The following is an 18,464-nucleotide window of genomic DNA, read 5'->3' on the forward strand; positions in this document are numbered from 1 at the left end:
ATACTAGAACTTAAGTTCAACCTCTATAAATGAAAAATAATGTAAACTTATAATTCGGCTGCCGACATTATTATCAGCAGTCATTTTTATTGCTATTATGTGTTAAGCCATCCACAAACATCATACATATCCCTTATCAGCATACTTGGGGGCATGGCTTATGAAAATCCAAATGGAAAAAGCGAATCTCCTGGCAGACAATATTCTTCTATTTGTCGAATTGATAAATAAGACATATCAGCAGAACAAAAAATCCAATTTACATTTTCAGTTAATGCTTATGGTCGAGGACTACAAATTTCAATCACTGGCCAATGAAATCAAGAGAGTAAATCAGGTAACGGCTGAAGAAAATTACACACTGCTTTTGGTTGGACGCTTTAAAAAAGGGTTACCCGTTATCGAGGAATTTATCGAAAGAAATTATGATGAATTGTATCTTTTTACAGCTAAAATTCACACTTTGAAAAATCTGTGCAGGCTGTTTGTCCTGAACGAAGAAGGAATGGAAGTGTAAATAAAGTATCATAATAGTCTAAAGATACCGAAACCCTGGCTGGTAATTCTCCCAATGATTCACTAATGAGAAATGCTTGAAAACCTGTTAGCCTTGTAAATGGCCTGTTTTATCCTAAAAAAGAACGAACAGGAGGTTTTACAAGGATGAATAATCTTATTACTTTATTAAGCACAATCACACTTATTATTGGTTCATATAGTGTTTTTCCTACACATCACTTCGACGCAGAAACGGTTGATGAGGCTCAAGCTGCTGAAACATTGAAGTTAAAAAAAGTTGAAGTTGTGACTAAAGAATCTTCCGTTACTGACCACCGTTTCATTAAAGAAGAGGAAAAGAAACTGCTTGCCCGTCTGGTTCATGCTGAAGCAGAAGGTGAACCATTCGAAGGAAAAGTTGCAGTTGCCGACGTGGTCCTGAATCGCGTTGAAAACGAACAATTCCCTGATACTATTAAGGAAGTTATCTACCAAAGAAACGCTTTTGAACCAGTTCTGAATGGCTCTATTAACGAACCGCCAAATAAAGATGCCATTGAAGCAGTTGATCAAGCATTGGTTGACCAGGAAAAAAACCAGGAGCTGTTATACTTTTACAACCCTAATACGGCCACAAGTGATTGGATTTTCTCACGTGAAGTTGTAAAGAAAATCGGCAATCATGCATTTGCTATATAAAAAGCGCGAACAGCATAAAAGCTGCGCGCTTTTTTGTTTTTGGCTGTGTTAAAGCTGAATGTTGGTTATTAACCCTGTTGATTGTAGTGGAAGGCGCGAAGACTCCTTCGGGATGAAGCGGGCAAGTGAGACCCCGCAGGAGCAAAGCGACGAGGAGGCTCACCGCACGCCCCGAGGAAAGCGAAGCGCCTGGAACGAAAATCAACAGCCTCGTTTAACATAGCCTGTTTTTTATAAAATTCACTATAGAACAATTAATTATTCGTTTTGCGTTCCAGCACATCAAAACAAAAATTCACAGCATTAACATTTTTAATTAAAGATTATTTGTTATAAAATTAACAATACCAATTAGTGGCACAAGAATTAAAAGGATAGGTAGTGATCAGGTGAGGAAGCATTCAGTTCAATGGGTTTTAATCGTTTCGGCTTTATCCTTCTTGCTCATGCTAGTCGGGCTTGGCTGGACGTTCCAAAATCAATTTTTCAAGGGTGAGGCGTCAGGAGTTACAGAGACTACTGAGCAGCAGCCTGCAACGGAGGAAAAGAAGCAAGGAAAGGTTGTTGTCGCGCTCGGGGATTCGCTGACAAGAGGGACAGGGGATGCCAGCGGGAAAGGGTATATTGGCTATTTGGTAGATGAGCTTGAGGAAAAATCGAAAGAAAAGATTACCCTGTTTAACTATGGCGTAAAAGGCTATCGGTCAAATCAGCTGCTTGAACAAGTGAAGCAGGATGAGATTAAAAGGCAAATCAAGAACGCGGATTACATACTGATCACGATTGGCGGCAATGACCTGTTCCAAAGTGGTCAAACCTATATGAATCTAGATCCAAAACTGGTTGGGCAATTAAGGCAGTCCTATCTTAAGAACCTCGAGGCAGTTTTGAAGGAATTACGGACAGTTAACCCGGAAGCGGTGATCTTCCAAATAGGTTTGTATAACCCATTCATCGATTTGAATGACGCTCAAGTAACGACCAAAATTGTCCGTGAATGGAATTTCGAGACAAGCAAGCTGCTCGATAAAGATAAGAAAGCCATCCTTGTGCCGACGTTTGATTTGTTTCAGATCAGTGTGAACGATTACTTATATACAGATAAATTCCATCCGAATGCAGAAGGCTACAAGCTGATTGCTGAACGGATTGCGTCGCTGATTTCATGGTAGAGGGAGATGGACGATGAGTGAGATTACACTTTCGGTCAAAGGGCTGAAAAAGAGGATAGGCAAGAAGGAAATCATCAAGGGACTAGATTTCGATTTGAAAAGAGGAGAGGTTTTCGGATTCCTCGGCCCCAACGGCGCAGGCAAAACGACAACGATCAGAATGCTGGTTGGCCTGATTAGACCTACCGCTGGAACAATTGAGATTTGCGGCTATAATGTTGAAAAGAATTTTACAAAGGCAATGGAACAGATGGGATGTATCGTTGAAAACCCCGAGCTTTACTCGTATTTGACAGGGTGGGAAAATCTCGAGCACTTTGCCAGGATGATACCGAATGTGGAACGTTCGTATATGGATGAGGTCGTGAAGCTTGTCCGGCTCGAGGAGCGGATACATGATCAGGTAAAAACCTATTCTCTTGGAATGAGGCAAAGACTGGGAATTGCCCAGGCATTGCTTGGGAAGCCAAAGGTACTGATTCTTGATGAACCTACCAATGGGCTCGACCCAATGGGAATCAGGGAGATGCGGAGCTTTATCCGGTTCCTGGCAGAGGAAGAAGGGCTGACGGTACTCGTTTCAAGCCATCTGCTCAGTGAAATCCAGCTTATGTGTGACAGGGTTGCGATTATTTCGAGGGGAACCGTTATCAAGGTTGATACAGTCGATTCTCTTTTGGCACTGCAGGAAAAGGTCATCTGGCGGGCTGCACCACTGGAAAAAGCGAAGGATATTCTGGGGAGTTTCACCTCTGTAACAGAGGGGCCTGATGGGACTCTAATCACTCCATACCATGAAAGTGATACTGCCACATTGAACAAGGCTTTGGTAGAACAGAATGTCATGGTAAAAGAAATGAACAGGAAGCTGCCTGCCCTTGAGGACCTGTTCCTTGAACTGACCGGAGGTGAATCGATTGATTAACCTAGTCCGAAATGAAATGCTGAAAATCGTTCGCAAAAAAAGAATCCTTGTAGTTGCAGGTATTATAGCTGTACTTGTAGCGATGTTCACCTACTCTCAATACAGGGAGATTGAACGGAGGCTGGAGCGTTTTGGTGATGTAGACTGGAGAACGACGCTTCAGCAGCAGATCATTGACACGCAGAACAGGATCACAAGCAGCGGGATTTCCGATGAATGGAAAAATGAGCTTCAGCTTCGCATCCAGCAGCAGCAGTATTACCTTGATAAAAACATCAATCCGATGGAACCCGGCGCACCAACGTTCATGCGCATGTTCGCTGAGCATTCAATCAACTTGCTGATTCCGCTAATGATCATGGTGGTGGCAGCAGACATTGTGTCGTCCGAACGAAGTGCCGGAACAGTTAAGTTACTCCTCACAAGGCCGGTGAAACGCTGGAAAGTACTAATGAGTAAATTTATTACTCTTCTTTTATCAGTTTCGGTCATAGTTGTTTTATTTGGATTGTTGTCCGGACTGATTTCTGGACTTATTTTTGGCTATCAGGGCTGGACTGCTCCTGTGATATCAGGATTTGTTGCTGAAGGAAACGAATTGAACACGAACACGGTGCAGATGATTCCCCAATGGCAATACCTGTTGATGGAATTCAGCCTTGTCTGGTTTGTCGCGATTATTGTCGGGACAATCACCTTCATGCTATCTGTTTTGATCAGGAATACACCCGCCGGAATGGGAGTAATGCTCGCTGCCCTGATTTCAGGTGCAATTTTGACGAGTATGGTGTCTTCCTGGGAATCGGCAAAATACTTGTTTATGATCAACTTGAATCTGACCGGCTATCTTTCTGGCCAGGCTCCCCCGATTGAAGGAATGACATTGGGATTCTCTCTGGCAGTCCTGACAATCTGGGGAATTGCTGCATTGGCAGTCTCGTTCACTGTCTTTATCAAACAGGATATATATTAGTGGAAACGCAAGCTTCTGCCTTGGAGCTTGCGTTCTTTGTCTTGCCGGAAGGAAAAACCTGAACATATCTTCTGGATGAAGTGGTATAATGCTTAGTGTTGAAAGAAGTATAGTTTTTAGAAGACTATTGTTATAGACCTTGCTTTATGGGTTTTAACCTTATTGATAAGCTCTGATATAGATGATATTTTTCCCGCTTGAATTAGCTCAATTAAAAGGGTGTTGGCTATGTTCCAAAAACTATTTGCAAAAAAGAAAAAAGTGAAGATTGAATTTTGCCAGCGAAATCTTCAGGAGTTTCTGAAGGAAGAGGATCATGCAGCATACCAGGATTTTCTGGGGCAAAAAAACGTTACGGTGCAGGAATATGAGTGCCAAAGCAGGTGCAAAGAATGCCGTATGTCACCGTATGCTGTGGTAAATGGGGAAATGATCGCTGCTGAAAGTTCGGCTGAGTTATTGAAAAAAATGAAAGAGCATGATTAGACACTTCATCCTTGAAATGAAGTGTCTTTTATTGAAACTTTTTTTGCCGAGCGTCGTAATTACTATTAAAGAAAACTGGATAAATGAGGAGAATGAATATGTTTGTTGAAAAACGAGCAGAAAAAAGAAGGAAGAAGAAGAATGAAGGGATTTATGATATTTGGGATTTTGTTTTCGATGTACTGTTTTGGATACCGGAATTAATTATCCTGCCTTTCCGACTTATGATCCTCTTGTTCAGATTACTTTTGAGATCTGTATTTGATTCCTTTTAACTAAATACAACCTGCCGCCAATGTGAAGGCATTATATTTAGCATAACTATTTTCACTCTGGCTATCTTATATTAAAAAAAATGAAGCTGACGCTTTAAAAATTAAAATTTTTGTCGAAAATAAGAGTATTCCAGTGTTTTTAAATTAGAAAAATATTTGAGTTGCTGCAAACATGTCATCGGGAGGTTTGGTCGGTAGGTAAAATTCATGGTTATTTTTTAAAAAAATATCAGAATATTTTGTAAAATAGGTATACCTTTTTACTAAAATATATATAATAGAGAGAAAAACTATTTAATCAAAAGGGGAAAAGGTATGGTTACATATGGCACTTTTTTACGTTTAGTAGAAGAGGCGGAAAAGTTGAACTGCAAAGTGATATATGACTCCAAGAAGAAAATCAATTTTAATCCTAATATGTCGATCACGATTCCTTTGTCAACGACTTTAGAAAATATCTATGCTTTTGCACATGAAATCGGTCATTTAATTGATTTTGTCAATGGCGAACTTGATTATGATAAATGGCTGAATGACTGGTCCTACCGGATTACAGCTGAAATGAGCGCCTGGGTGAATGCCTATAAAGTGCTTAAAGATTTGAACGTTCCCTTGGATGATTGGAAAACTCATGTTGAGTCAAAACTGTCGACTTATTTCAAATATCATGAAGTCATTGCATAGAAGGACATCTAGAATTTATCTGTCTCACCAAACAGCTCCACCCTGTTTAAACAGGATCTGGAGCTGTTTTTTTTATGAAAAAAATTTTACTATAGGTTACGAACCTGTGTTCGGGTTATAATAACATTAAATCATTTAGGAAGGAGGGATTGGAGTGAGAATTCGTGACAGGGGGAAAATCAAGTTTTTACCTGCCCATTTTGCTCCGGAACACCGGGCGCTTTTATGGGAGCTGGCTCGCGACGAATTGCGGCAGGCAAAGCCGATCCTCGATGAATACCAAATCGCCGAGTTCGAAAATCGCATTTGCGAGGCCATGGAGTTTACATATCAAATAGTTGTTTCAAAATGGGAAGACGGATTCACCTACCAGGAAAAAGGCCATGTCCACTATCTTGATCCTATTCGGAAGGAGGTAAGAATGGTGACAGCAGATGGAGCAGCGGTGGCGATTAAATTTGATGATATTGTCGGTGTCGAGGTGCTAGAGAAATAGGGATTAATATATATTGCAGAGAACGCACCAATTAGAATACATACATCAGTCTTATTATAGTCCCGCTGGATAGCGGGTTTTTTTAATGGAAAAATGTTGCTGCGCTTATTCTATACCATGAAAAAAGTTTAATGAAGCAGTGTTCTTAAGACCCTGCAGTGAGAAAAAATCTGAGCAGGAAGCTTCCAGTGAGCTTCCTTAAAATCCTCCAGGAGAAGAATCCGATCTGAGTGGTTCTAATGAGCTTCCTTAAGACCATCCAGGGAGAAGAAATCCGGGCAAGATGGTTCTAATAAGCATTCTTAAGACCATCCAAAAGAAGAAAAATCAATATAAGTTGAAGAATGACCTAAATTTATCCACCTGGCAGGGAATTCACCCATTTTACCCGAATTATTTCCATATAGAGAGTGGGTGTTGATAAAATGATTGAAATTAAACGTGTTACACAGGAAAACATCCGGGACTGCGCTAGGCTTGAGGTTTCCGAAGATCAGAAGCAGTTTGTGGCAAGGAATTTGGCGACGATTGCCTGGGCATATGTCGATCCCAAGTTCACACCGTACGCTATCTGTGAAGGCGATACAGTAGTTGGGCTGGCAGCGGTAGAGTACATTCAGGAAAATGAGTATTACGACCAGCACTGGGTGCCGAGGTTTATGATTGGCGAACATTTTCAGGGCAAAGGGTATGGAAGGCTGGCCATGGAAAAAATCATTGAAATGATCATCGAGAAGCACCCTGGCTGCCAGAGGGTTCGCCTTTCTGTCGTTCCGGAAAATGAAGGAGCGATTCAATTTTATAAAAATCTGGGGTTTGTTGAAACCGATGAAATGCTTGAGAATGAGAGAGTCATGGACTTTATTGTAAAAGAAAACTGTAACAATGAGATAGCGGGATGATATCTCAGGCATTGATCATTCGTGACGGACACTTATTGATGGTAAAACAATATGTTTTCGGTGGACGGATCGTCTGGAATTTTCCAGGCGGCGGTATGGAAGAGGATGAGAGTCCAGAAGAGGCCTGCATCCGGGAAGTAAGAGAAGAAACTGGCTATCATGTGCGCCTAAAAGGCTTGCTGTCAGCGCAACAAAATAAATATACCTTCGTAGCGGAAGTGATTGGCGGCCAACTGGGCTTTGATAGGCACAATAAGGCAAATGACGATTTACTAGAAGCTGCATGGATTCCACTCCATGACCAGGAAAAGTTCGACAAAGTGACCGCACCAATTTTAAAACTTTTTTATGAGAAGGAAATCACATTGAATGTGTAATTTACAGGGGTTGATTAAGTGGAGTATGTCATCAGGAAAATGAATGAAGAAGATATAAAACAAGTCCAGGATGTGGCGAAAACTAGCTGGAATTTTACATATGAAGGGATCATTCCAGGCAAAATCCAGGAAAATTTCTTAAATTTTGCCTATAGTGACAGCATGATGCTGAGGCGGCTTAATAATTCTCTTATACTAGTTGCAGAGACAGGCAGGAAAATAATCGGCTTTGCCAGTTTCACGCCGTTAAAAGAAGAGGGGACTGCAGAACTCTCAGCGATATATCTAAATCCTGAGTATCATGGTAAGGGGATTGGAACTGGCTTATTGAATGAGGGAGTCCGCTCTCTTAATAATGTTAGAGAATTATTCATAAATGTCGAGAGAGATAATAAAATCGGAACAACATTTTACCGTGCAAAGGGATTTAAAATTGTGAGCGAGTTTGATGATGATTTTGATGGTCATATCCTAAAGACAGTTAGAATGGTATTGAAGCTGTGAGCCTGAGGTCTTGCAGCTTTTTTCACGGGGGTGGATAACCTTTTCAGAACTGGCAGAATAAACAATCCGGGCTTCAGCCAATCTATAATTATGGACTCTTATGTAAATATAAGTTCACAAACTTGGAATGAGGTGAAGGAATGGAAGCATTTCCGATCATCCATACGAATTTTTGGGATGCACTTATTGCGGTCCCCTTTGTCATCATCGCAACAGAACTCTTGAAAAAAATATTCAAGATTAGGAAACCTTGGGTTCCTACAGTAGCAAACTTGATTGGCCTGATCATCTCAATTTTTATCGCTCATCCTCATAATCTTTGGGCGGGTTTCTTTATGGGTTTCTTTTATGGAAATGCGGCTGTTGGAGTATATTCCTCTTTGAAAACACAAATTTTGGCGTTCAGGAACCGAAGGGTGTATTACAGAAATCAAGGCTAATAGAGGCAGGGACTTATAAAGCCCCTGCAGGTTCTCTATTCAGCCGGAAAGGTTACTGATCATCATTTCCAAAGGCTGGATGTCTGTTGATAACCAGGGGTAATGATGTAGAGGGTTTCATACTTTCCGTATTTTCGGACCACCTCTGGAACTAGTTGGGTCAAGGATTGCTGAATACTTTTTACCTCCAAATCGAAATTTTGCTGGGATGTACGCTTTAACATAGTATTCATTTCCGCTATCATATCAGCATTTCTGTATAGGATTGATAGAGTCTCCCGTAATTTAACTTGGTCATCTATAAGAGATAAAGACTCCGCAACCTGTTCCTGAAATTCTTCCAATAAAACAATTAGTCGATGCAAAAATGCATTGAATGCAATGCTTTGATGGTGTAATGCCTCTGCTTTGTCGATCAATTCAACAGTTACCGATTGAATAGATAGGAAAAAACTCTTCATCACAGATGGCCTCCCATGAACATTTTCTCCACTTTGCATGCACCATTTTTAAAATGAGGCTGTTTTGAAACTTGATCCCATGTATCAATTGTCAGTTCGTTGGCAGCCTGCTTTTCATTCAAACCACCAAAATGAAATGGAATAAAGATTGTTCCTTGTAAAGCGGAATCAGTAATACGTGCCGGAACATAAATTTCATTTCTCTTTGTGCTGATTTTAACAATGTCACCTGGTTCAATTTCAAGAGCGGCTGCATCAGCCGGATGGATTTCTGCGTATCCTTCTGGGGCATTCATCTGAAGCAATGGTGCTCTGCCTGTTTTTGTCCGGGTATGCCAATGATAGACAATCCTCCCGGTATTCAGGAAAAAAGGATATTCAGCATCAGGATGCTCTGGCATCGGAGCCCAGTGGAAACCATAAAGAATGGCTTTGCCATCTGCCCCAAGCTGTTTGAATTCCTCCCGGGTCCTGCTTCTTCCAGTCAGCATATCGCGGCCGTATGATTCCGCATACTCCAGCTGAGTGTTAAAAACGCCATCGGTATATAGACGTGCCTTGCCATTGGGGAACTCTTCGTTGCACGGCCACTGTATTCCCCCGAGTTCCTCCATTTTTGCATAAGTCATTCCAGACATATCGCAAGGTCTGCCTCTTGAGACCGTACGCCATTCATTAAAAGCTTCCTCAGTAGTACTGAATTGTATTAATGGGTTGCCTTCCGAGTCTTTAAATGCCATTCTCTTTGAGAACTCAAGAAGGATTTCAAAATCCGAGGGCAGCTGTAAAGGGGGTTCGACTGCTTTTCGCAAAACATTCACCCGCCGTTCAAGGTTGGTCATTGTTCCTTCTTTCTCGCCCCACATTGCAGTCGGCAGGACAAGATCTGCAAATTCAGCTGTTTCACTTAAGAAGGGATCCTGCACCACCAGGAACACCTTTTTCATCAGATCAATGAACCGCTTCCGATTCGGCAGGGAAACAGCCGGATTTGTATACATAACCCAGAACATCTGGATAGTACCCTGTTCGATAAGGTCCAGCATTTGCATAACATGGGTTTCAGGACCGACAGGAAGAGATTCGGGCGGCACCTTCCATAAGTCTGCAATTTCCTTTAAATGCTTAGGATTATCGCTATTGCGATATCCTGGATAAAAACCAGATCCACCTGTTTCCCTGTTGGACATCGCGCTTGGCTGGCCGGCATGCTGGAAAGGTCCTGAGCCAGGCTTTCCGATTTTACCCATAATCACATGCATTGAGTTCACAAGCGAAGATGCAGCTGCTGCATCCATGCTCTGGTAGACACCTTGAAGCAGAATGGTCAGGACCTTTTCCGACGTTCCAATCATTTTTGCGCATTTAAGTAGATCCTCTGCAGGGACTCCTGTTATATTCTCCACTGTCTCTGGAATATAGTGTTGGACAGAGTCATATAGTTCTTGATAGCCTATGGCATGAGATGAAATATAATCGGGATCATGCCAGCCGTTTTTGATAATTAGATAGAGAATTCCATTGAGCAAGGCTACATTTGTTCCGGGTCTTGGCCGTAAGCTTAAATCTGCCATTCGTGAACTCAAATCTAGACGGGGATCAATTTCAATGATGATAGAACCATTTCGTTTTTTTGCTTGAAGGGTCCGTTCCCATAACACAGTGTTTGTCTCATTGGAGTTGCGTCCAATGAATACAATGACATCTGCCAGGTCGACGTCCTCCATGCAGGCAGGGGGACCGTCTGACCCAAAACTCTGGATCAGAGACCATTCTGCCGTAGCAGTGCAAAGCCGGGTATTGGCGTCAACATTATGAGTTCTTATCCCGGCCCTCATTATTTTAGCGATCGTGTAGTATTCTTCTAGAAAAGCCTGGCCGGTGTGGTAGAAGCCGATGCTTTTTGGACCAGCTTTCTTTAGCTGTTCCTTCACCTTTTCGGTGAGCAGGGAATAGGCATCCTCCCATGTTGCCTCAACGAGCAGACCGTTATTATTGCGGATTAAAGGAGCAGTAAGGCGGTCAATGCTATTGTTTGCCCACCACTGATTTTCTCCTTTTGGCCCGAGCCTTCCGCGATTGACAGGATATTCTTTGTTGCCTTTAATCCCGACAATTTTATTATCCTTAACAGCGATATAACAGCCGCAGCCATTTGAACAAATGTTGCAGGTGGAATACACCCATTTCTCAACTTCTCCCTGTGAATATACATTGATATCTTCCCGAGAGTGATCCCATGCCATTGGATTTACCTCCCTTTATGTAACAATAGGTTATCTGGAAGAAGCATATGCCTCATCTGGTTGTAGGATGGATAATTTGGAAACGTGCTGAGTCTTCGGTAAGGCAGAAAAGGCGGTGCTTGCGGAGTCTGGGCAGCATATACAGGTAAAAGCTCTGGCGGCATTCCTGTTTCAGGCCGAAAAGGAGGCGAAATCTGTTGGTAAAAGGGTAACTTTGGCAGGATATAATTATCCACGAACCTTCCACTCCTTCGAAAACAAATTAATTATTTATATGACTCAGGAAAGAATTCTAGAAGAAGGGGTATTGGAAGAAAAGGATAGAAAAATAAAGGATATTTTTTACAAGGGAAGAATATTGACATAGCAACACCTTTAAGAGGGGGGAGGTTTTCGATGGATACTTTAGAAAAGAAACATTTAAATCCAGGATTTTTTGCAGTTCTCGTTATCGCTACCACCTTTTTGATGGGTTCTTCTTTTACCGTAGGAAAAATTGGTTTAGCATATGTGTCCCCCCTATTGCTGGTAGGCCTTCGTTTTACACTTGCCGGTCTCATCATGTCTGTATTTGTCCGGAACAAGCCGCTCCCAAAGGGAATGTCCAGCTGGTCAAAGGTTTTTGCCATTGGTTTGTTCCAGACTGCTGGGGTTATGGGGTGCATTTTTCTCAGTTTGCGTACAATCACAGCAGGAGAATCTTCCATCCTAACTTTTAGCAACCCATTGATGGTTGTAGTCCTTGGTACACTATCACTTGGAATCCGCTACCGTGTTTTACAATGGGTTGGGGCCATCGTAGGCTTTATCGGCGTTTTTGTGACTCTGGGCTTCCATCTCCAACTGACGACAGGAACTCTTCTTGGTCTTGGAGCAGCGGTTTCATGGTCGATCGGTACAATCCTGATCAAGCTATGGGGAAGCATGTTAAATGTTTGGGTGTTAACCGCTTACCAGATGCTTTTTGGCGGCATTATTTTATTGATAATGAGTGTTTTGCTGGAAACACCAATGCTAATGATAACCCCAGTATCAGTCGCGATTATTTTATGGCTGGCAATCATGGCTTCAATTGTTCAATTCGCCATCTGGTTTTATTTGATAAATGAAGGAGATCCCGGAAAAACAAGTGCTTTTTTGTTTCTTGCCCCATTTTTCGGTGTGCTGACAGGCTGGCTGTTGCTTGACGAAGTCGTCAACTGGCATGTCTATGCGGGAGGCTCACTGATCTTCTTGGGAATATTCCTGGTGAACTGGACATTTGGAAAAGGAAAATTAGCAGTTTTGGAGAAAAGCAGGTAATAGACAGGGGAGTTTTAAAGATTGAGTGAAACTGCAAAAAGGAACCAGGTAGAGAGAGTAAGAATAGCATTATGGAAATCATGGTCGATAAAATCGAGCAGTAAGTGGACTGCTGATAATCCAGCAAAGGGACAATGCGGTGTAACAGCGCTGGTTGTCCAGGAGTTATTGGGCGGTGGAATCAGGAAAACGAGAATTGGAGACTCATGGCATTTTTATAATGTTATAGGTGGGGACCGTATAGATTTTACCGAAACACAATTTGAAGAAGAGATTGAATACGAAGGCTTGCCCTCTAATCGAGAAGAAGCCTTATTGGATACAAACCTCGAGCAGCTGCGGTACTTAAGGGAAGAGGTCAATAACCGTCTTAAAGATAATTGATGATTTACAGCCAGAGATAGAAAAGCGCCTTTATCGAAAAATGCAGAATTCACTCCTCGTGGATTCATTCTGGATATTATATCGAATGGAGCCAAAAGAAATCGGATTTTTGCAAGGGAGTCAGGATTTCAAGCATACAAGAGTAAAGTGCTTTTTCCAAAAAAGGCGGATGGCTGAAGGAATTGCTATGCCCATAATGTAAAAAGGAGCCGTTTTGATGATTAAAACCTTGTTTGTGCTGACTTTGATGGTTTCACTTTTGCTTATGGGCATTGACGAGTTTGAGGTAACGGACTACGTTCCTCATGAGGTTGAAAAAACGGTACAGGAAAATTATGAAGAATTTCTATCCTCAGCAATAAAAGGGGATTATGAGTTATCTGTAGGCAGGATTATCGCAGTGAATCAGCTGATCATCGATAACAAAATGAATTTAACTGTTGAACCGAGCAGACAGTGGATGGCACCGTTTTACCAAAATGGAATTATTAATGGTGAACTGCTTGTCTGGGAACCATCAAAGGGGCGATATGAAATTGCCGAGATGGGATACTCACGCGATTTGCCAAATGAATTGGCAGCATTGAAGCAGGGAGAAGCATTTATATATAACAGGCAATTCGGGTTGGCTTTTGCCTATTCTGCAGAAGGAGAAGCTTTCCGTCCACTGGGCTCTGGAACCGCAAAAGTTTTTGAAATGAATGGGATAGACTTGAATGAAGGCATTTCGAAAAATAATGCTGAGAGAATAATTCAACAATATTTACTGGAGATTTATCCTGACCGCTTCGAATCGACTGATAACAAATTTCATTTTGTTCTAGTTATATGGGGTGCTGTTTTACTGATTGGTGTATTGGCAGTTTACATTTTCAAGAATAAGACGAGTTAGTAATAAAAATGAATACTGCCAATACTGAAGGAAGTGAACGAAGATACAGAACAATTTTATTAGCAGATCTCGTCTTTTATTTAATTTTTCCAATTGTCTTTCGTAAAAGCCTGCCTGATCATAGAATATGGTAATGAGGCATTTGATAACGGCTTGGTAATCAGGGAGATATTAAGCTGGACGATTACGGCAATTACTATTTATGGCTTCATACATATATCCAGAAGGCTTGATAAAAAGGATAAAGATTTATTTCAATAAAAATTATAATGTAGCGTATCTTTTTCTGCTTCTCATCCGTTATAGGGGCAGAGAGGTTCAAAGGAGTGAACAGAATGCCGACCAACAAGGTTTTGCTGGCCGAAGACGAGAAAAGTGATATAGGGAATTTTAAACAATTCTATCCGCGACTGCAGCAATATTGCCAGTTCCTGACACAGAATAAATGGGATGGGGATGATCTTTTCCAGGATGCGATTGTAAAGGCAATCAAGCATTACGAGAAATCAAAAATCAATGCCGCATTGCTGAAGAAAATTGCCTACCATCACTGGGTGGATACGATCCGGAAAAGGAAGCGGGAAACTCCGGGAATTCCAGAAGATCTTACCTCGAACGAAGGAGCTCTTTCTCAAAGCAGTGTATTCGAGACAGTCGAGCTGGTAATGGGAAAAATGACGCCAAAGCAGGCAGTTGTCTTTATCCTGAAGGAGGCATTTCGATTCCAGTCTGCAGAAATTGCCGGGATTCTCGGAATGACTGAAGTGGCAGTAAAGGGTTCGCTGCACAGGGCAAAGAAAAAGGTTGAAAAAGGAGACTCCCAAGAGGCCGCTTCAATTCAGACAGCCGAGGAGCACCAGCTCTCCAGCTTGCTGATTGAATCGCTCCAGGCCCAGGATCCATCCGTCCTGATTGAAAAGATACATGAGTTTCCTTCGCTTGCTCCGTCGTCAAAGCCGGCAATGGCTTTGCATTCAAACGCTACTCTCTCTTTAAAAATGGCTGCATAGCTGTAAAGGGAGGAATTTTATATGGGAACAATTCCATATGTGATCGAGCAATCGAACAGGGGAGAAAGATCTTACGATATCTATTCACGTCTGCTGAAGGACCGGATTATCATGCTTGGGGATGAAATAAACGACCAGGTCGCCAATAGCGTCATCGCCCAATTGCTGTTCCTGGAAGCAGACAATCCGGATAAAGACATATCGATTTACATTAATAGTCCTGGCGGTTCTACTACAGCCGGGTTCGCGATTTTTGATACAATGCAATACATCAAACCTGATATTAGCACTATCTGTATTGGGATGGCCGCTTCCTTTGGTGCAATGCTGCTGCTCGCGGGAACAAAGGGTAAAAGATTTGCTCTTCCCAATAGTGAAATCATGATTCACCAGCCGCTTGGCGGAGCAAGGGGCCAGGCAACGGAAATTGAAATTTCAGCCCGCCGGATCCTCAAGCTGCGCGAGCACGTAAATCAAATCATTTCAGAGCGCACCGGCCAGCCTGTTGAAAAAATTGCAAAGGACACAGACCGGGATTATTTCATGAGCGCCAAGGAAGCGCTTGAGTATGGGATTATTGATAAGATCATTACCAAATAATTTACGGATGAGCTGTATCTGCAGCTCATTTTTTTATTTTCAGAAAAGAAGAGAGATATCCCTTTCAATAATCATGTAGAAAATGGTATATTTTTTATTATCACAGATACTTCATTGCTTCAACGCAAAAAAGAAGAAAAGAACTGTAGAACTGAATGAGTCTCCCTGCTATAATGGAATTTATATTTTAAAAAGTAAGAATAATTAATCTACATACATCAGGATGCAAAAACGGTGGAGGGGAAAAGCTATGAATCTAATTGGATCAGAAAAGATCAGGAAAATGTCTTCAAGTATTTTTCAGGAGGTAGTCGACCGGAAGCAGGCAGCCAAGCTGAACGGGAAAGATGTAATTGATCTTAGTATTGGCAGCCCGGATTTTCAGCCGCCATCTTTTGTTGTTGATACACTTGTTGAGTATTCAAAGGATCCTTCCAAATACGGATATACTTTGAAGGGAATCAGCGAATTTAATGAGGCAGTGGCTTATTTTTACCGGGAGCGCTATGGAGTAGAACTGAATGATCAAAATGAAGTGCTGCAGCTAATGGGATCGCAGGATGGACTTGCTCATCTGGCTACTGCAATCATCGATCCAGGGGATTATGTGCTTGTACCTGATCCGGGTTATCCAATCTATGAAGCTAGCGTGAATATCGCGGGAGGGATGATTCATCCAATGCCGTTGCTGGCGGAGAACAAATTTCTGCCCAAGCTTGATGAAGTTCCTGCAGATGTATTGGCGAAAGCGAAAATGATGATATTAAGCTACCCGGGAAACCCTGTCACAGCGCTGGCGGATAGAAGCTTTTTCGAGGAGGTTGTGCAGTTTGCAAAGCTGCATAATATCCTGGTTGTCCATGATTTTGCCTATTCAGAGCTGATTTTTGACAATAACCCGCAAATTAGCTTCATGTCGGTTCCTGGTGCGAAGGAAGTGGGCGTGGAATTCAACTCGCTCTCAAAAACATTTAATATGGCAGGCTGCCGGATTGGATATGTGGTAGGGAATCCAGAAGTCATAAGCTGTCTCGCATCCTTCAAATCACATATCGATTACGGGATTTTTCTGCCGATCCAGAAAGCAGCAGTGACGGCGCTGACTTCAGATTTCTCTTTCCTGCAGGACCAGGTGAATCAATATGAACTAAGGCGGGATACCTTGATCAATGGTTTGAGGGACAGCGGCTGGCAGGTTGCTAAATCACCGGCAACTATGTTTGTCTGGGCAAAGATTCCTGCGGGGTGGAAGTCACGAGAGTTTGCATTCAAGCTGATTGAGGAGGAGGGAGTCGCTGTTGTGCCAGGTGATGCTTTTGGCAAACAGGGAGAGGGCTATGTCCGAATCGCAATGGTGCAGCCGTCTGAACGCCTGACAGAGGCAGCTCAGCGTGTAGATCAGTTTTTGCTTGCCCAAACAAAATAAAAAAATATTTCGGTAAACGAATTGACTTTTATATTAATTTAGAATATTATCACTTTAGTGAACTAAAACTTTATATGATTTTCTTCTTATCAAGAGAGGTGGAGGGATAGGCCCTGCGAAACCTCGGCAACAGGTTCTTTACGAATACTGTGCCAATTCCTGCGGACATTATTGTCTGAAAGATGAGAAGAGAGTGCTTATTGAACTCTCTTCTTTATGAAGGGAGTTTTTGTTTTATCGGAGGCTTTTTCAGGATTGTACTTTTGAAAGATTCAAATTTGAAAAGCGGAATATTGTACCAGACGGTGCATTAGAACAATCCAACTTGTAAAAAGGAAAACGAGTTGTTCTGACAGTTTTAAGTGTTAAATTTTTTATCCATAATGCCAACTTAACAGGTTGGTATAGTAGAGTTAATGTTAAGCAGCGGAGGAGAGATTAGGATGAAGTATGGTTTTTGGCTGCCGATTTTCGGTGGATGGTTAAGAAATGTTGAGGATGAACAAATGCCGGCTACGTTCGAGTATAACAAGGAATTGATCCAGGCTGCAGAGCGTTGGGGATATTCAACAACTTTAATAGCAGAGCTTTACTTGAATGATATCAAAGGGCCGGAGCATGATTCGCTCGAAGCCTGGACTACTGCAGCGGCACTGGCATCGGTAACTGAGAAGATAGAAATCATGGCAGCAGTGCGTCCGGGATTTCACAATCCTGCAATCACTGCCAAAATGGCAGCAAATATTGATCAAATCAGTAATGGACGATTTACCCTGAATGTCGTTTCAGCATGGTGAGAAGAGGAAGCCCGACAGTATGGCGGAATCTTCACAGAGCATGACGAGCGTTATGACAGAACAAGGGAGTTCATCGATGTCCTGAAAGGGCTTTGGAGCGAACCTAGTTTTTCTTTTGACGGAAATTTCTATCAGCTGAAAGATACTAAGCTATATCCAAAACCAGTCCAGCGGCCTAATCCAATTTTGTATGCCGGTGGCGAAAGCGAGAAAGGCAAACAGACGATTGTGGAAAAATGTGATGCATATGTGATGCATGGCGGCACTGTGGAAGAGATTGAAAGAAAGATTTCCGATATGAAATCTCGGAGAGCAAAAACCGAGAATCCTGAGCTGTCAGAGTTCGGGATGGCAGCTTACGTCATTTGCAGGGATACCGAGGAAGAGGCACAGGCTGAACTCGCAAGAATTACGGATGTGAAGGAATCCAGTGCATATGCCGGTTTTAAAGATTTCACAAGCAAATCCCAGCTGGAACAGCAGATCCAGCTTCAGGATTACTCCGTTTCCAATCGCGGATTGAGGCCAAATTTAATTGGAACACCAGACCAGATTGCTGAAGAGATTTTACAGTATGAGGAAGCTGGACTTGGTCTGCTGCTTCTGCAATTCTCTCCTCAGCTTGAGGAAATGGAGCGGTTCGCAAAACAAGTCATGCCGCTTGTTGAGGAAAAAAGAAAAAGCCTGGCCGTTTAAGTTTTTTTAATAAAAGGCTCTGTAATATACCAATGTTGAATTATAATCCTGTTGCTCTTCGTTCCAGGCGCGCAGACTCCTTCGGGATAAGCGGGCAGGTGAGACCTAGGTAGAAATGGCCCGAAAAGAAGGGGCCATTTTACCCCGCAGAAGCGAAGCGCCGAGGAGGCTCAGCGCACGCCCCGAGGAAAGCGAAGCGCCTGGAACGAAAATCAACAG

Annotated in this window: 20 protein-coding genes, 1 pseudogene and 1 riboswitch; of the genes and pseudogenes, 19 read left to right on the top strand and 2 right to left on the bottom strand. The window is 42.3% G+C overall.

Features of this window, described 5'->3' with window-relative positions:
• Window positions 1-160: 160 nt before the first annotated feature.
• The 12 genes from AC3EBE_RS10460 (at window position 161) to AC3EBE_RS10515 (ending at window position 8,431) form a co-directional block, all read left to right on the top strand.
• Window positions 161-517: a hypothetical protein gene (locus AC3EBE_RS10460; protein WP_488594973.1), complete on the top strand. Its 357-nt coding sequence runs from the start codon at window positions 161-163 to the stop codon at window positions 515-517.
• 146 nt (window positions 518-663) lie between these two features.
• Window positions 664-1,197, top strand: coding sequence for a cell wall hydrolase (locus AC3EBE_RS10465; protein WP_488594974.1), 534 nt, complete (start codon window positions 664-666; stop codon window positions 1,195-1,197).
• Window positions 1,198-1,586: 389 nt separating this feature from the next.
• Window positions 1,587-2,369, top strand: a complete 783-nt coding sequence (locus AC3EBE_RS10470) for an SGNH/GDSL hydrolase family protein (RefSeq protein WP_488594975.1) — start codon at window positions 1,587-1,589, stop codon at window positions 2,367-2,369.
• Between the two features lie 13 nt (window positions 2,370-2,382).
• The gene (locus tag AC3EBE_RS10475; RefSeq protein WP_488594976.1) at window positions 2,383-3,294 is read left to right on the top strand and encodes an ABC transporter ATP-binding protein; all 912 of its coding nucleotides are present in this window, start codon (window positions 2,383-2,385) and stop codon (window positions 3,292-3,294) included.
• Window positions 3,287-4,267, top strand: a complete 981-nt coding sequence (locus AC3EBE_RS10480; protein WP_488594977.1) for a DUF2705 family protein — start codon at window positions 3,287-3,289, stop codon at window positions 4,265-4,267. Before AC3EBE_RS10475 ends, AC3EBE_RS10480 begins: the two co-directional genes overlap by 8 nt.
• A gap of 228 nt (window positions 4,268-4,495) precedes the next feature.
• Window positions 4,496-4,753, top strand: coding sequence for a DUF1450 domain-containing protein (locus AC3EBE_RS10485; RefSeq protein ID WP_488594978.1), 258 nt, complete (start codon window positions 4,496-4,498; stop codon window positions 4,751-4,753).
• A gap of 590 nt (window positions 4,754-5,343) precedes the next feature.
• On the top strand, window positions 5,344-5,712 hold the full coding sequence (locus tag AC3EBE_RS10490; protein ID WP_488594979.1) for a hypothetical protein: 369 nt from the start codon (window positions 5,344-5,346) through the stop codon (window positions 5,710-5,712).
• A 154-nt stretch (window positions 5,713-5,866) separates the two neighbouring features.
• Complete coding sequence (locus AC3EBE_RS10495) at window positions 5,867-6,208, top strand: YolD-like family protein (protein WP_488594980.1); 342 nt, start codon at window positions 5,867-5,869, stop codon at window positions 6,206-6,208.
• 425 nt (window positions 6,209-6,633) lie between these two features.
• Window positions 6,634-7,110 (top strand): GNAT family N-acetyltransferase, encoded by a 477-nt coding sequence (locus tag AC3EBE_RS10500; protein WP_488594981.1) that lies wholly within the window; start codon window positions 6,634-6,636, stop codon window positions 7,108-7,110.
• Window positions 7,107-7,487, top strand: a complete 381-nt coding sequence (locus AC3EBE_RS10505; RefSeq protein WP_488594982.1) for an NUDIX hydrolase — start codon at window positions 7,107-7,109, stop codon at window positions 7,485-7,487. The genes AC3EBE_RS10500 and AC3EBE_RS10505 overlap by 4 nt, the downstream gene beginning before the upstream one ends.
• An 18-nt stretch (window positions 7,488-7,505) precedes the next feature.
• Complete coding sequence (locus AC3EBE_RS10510; RefSeq protein WP_488594983.1) at window positions 7,506-7,991, top strand: GNAT family N-acetyltransferase; 486 nt, start codon at window positions 7,506-7,508, stop codon at window positions 7,989-7,991.
• Between the two features lie 140 nt (window positions 7,992-8,131).
• Window positions 8,132-8,431, top strand: a complete 300-nt coding sequence (locus tag AC3EBE_RS10515; protein ID WP_488594984.1) for a hypothetical protein — start codon at window positions 8,132-8,134, stop codon at window positions 8,429-8,431.
• A gap of 62 nt (window positions 8,432-8,493) precedes the next feature.
• On the opposite strand, the gene AC3EBE_RS10520 is transcribed toward AC3EBE_RS10515, so the two are convergent.
• Both AC3EBE_RS10520 and AC3EBE_RS10525 read right to left on the bottom strand, forming a co-directional pair.
• Window positions 8,494-8,895, bottom strand: coding sequence for a hypothetical protein (locus AC3EBE_RS10520; RefSeq protein WP_488594985.1), 402 nt, complete (start codon window positions 8,893-8,895; stop codon window positions 8,494-8,496).
• The gene (locus AC3EBE_RS10525) at window positions 8,892-11,138 is read right to left on the bottom strand and encodes a molybdopterin oxidoreductase family protein (RefSeq protein ID WP_488594986.1); all 2,247 of its coding nucleotides are present in this window, start codon (window positions 11,136-11,138) and stop codon (window positions 8,892-8,894) included. Before AC3EBE_RS10525 ends, AC3EBE_RS10520 begins: the two co-directional genes overlap by 4 nt.
• Window positions 11,139-11,534: 396 nt before the next feature.
• On the opposite strand from AC3EBE_RS10525, the gene AC3EBE_RS10530 reads away from it, so the two are divergent.
• The 7 genes and pseudogenes from AC3EBE_RS10530 to AC3EBE_RS10560 all read left to right on the top strand — a co-directional run bounded on the left by AC3EBE_RS10530 (window position 11,535) and on the right by AC3EBE_RS10560 (window position 18,245).
• Window positions 11,535-12,440 (top strand): DMT family transporter, encoded by a 906-nt coding sequence (locus AC3EBE_RS10530; RefSeq protein ID WP_488594987.1) that lies wholly within the window; start codon window positions 11,535-11,537, stop codon window positions 12,438-12,440.
• 21 nt (window positions 12,441-12,461) lie between these two features.
• Window positions 12,462-12,824 carry a YunG family protein gene (locus tag AC3EBE_RS10535; protein WP_488594988.1) on the top strand — a complete coding sequence of 121 codons (363 nt, stop codon included), beginning with the start codon at window positions 12,462-12,464 and terminating at the stop codon, window positions 12,822-12,824.
• 217 nt (window positions 12,825-13,041) lie between these two features.
• The gene (locus AC3EBE_RS10540) at window positions 13,042-13,716 is read left to right on the top strand and encodes a hypothetical protein (protein ID WP_488594989.1); all 675 of its coding nucleotides are present in this window, start codon (window positions 13,042-13,044) and stop codon (window positions 13,714-13,716) included.
• A 335-nt stretch (window positions 13,717-14,051) separates the two neighbouring features.
• The gene (locus tag AC3EBE_RS10545; RefSeq protein WP_488594990.1) at window positions 14,052-14,726 is read left to right on the top strand and encodes a sigma-70 family RNA polymerase sigma factor; all 675 of its coding nucleotides are present in this window, start codon (window positions 14,052-14,054) and stop codon (window positions 14,724-14,726) included.
• A gap of 21 nt (window positions 14,727-14,747) precedes the next feature.
• A complete protein-coding gene (gene clpP, locus AC3EBE_RS10550) occupies window positions 14,748-15,326 on the top strand; it encodes an ATP-dependent Clp endopeptidase proteolytic subunit ClpP (protein WP_488594991.1) in 579 nt (192 codons plus the stop codon).
• 250 nt (window positions 15,327-15,576) lie between these two features.
• Window positions 15,577-16,752, top strand: a complete 1,176-nt coding sequence (locus AC3EBE_RS10555) for an LL-diaminopimelate aminotransferase (protein WP_488594992.1) — start codon at window positions 15,577-15,579, stop codon at window positions 16,750-16,752.
• Between the two features lie 83 nt (window positions 16,753-16,835).
• A riboswitch (SAM riboswitch) is annotated at window positions 16,836-16,941 on the top strand.
• Window positions 16,942-17,195: 254 nt separating this feature from the next.
• A pseudogene (locus AC3EBE_RS10560) lies at window positions 17,196-18,245 on the top strand (LLM class flavin-dependent oxidoreductase).
• Window positions 18,246-18,464: the final 219 nt, after the last annotated feature.

It is taken from the genome of Mesobacillus sp. (assembly GCF_057785455.1).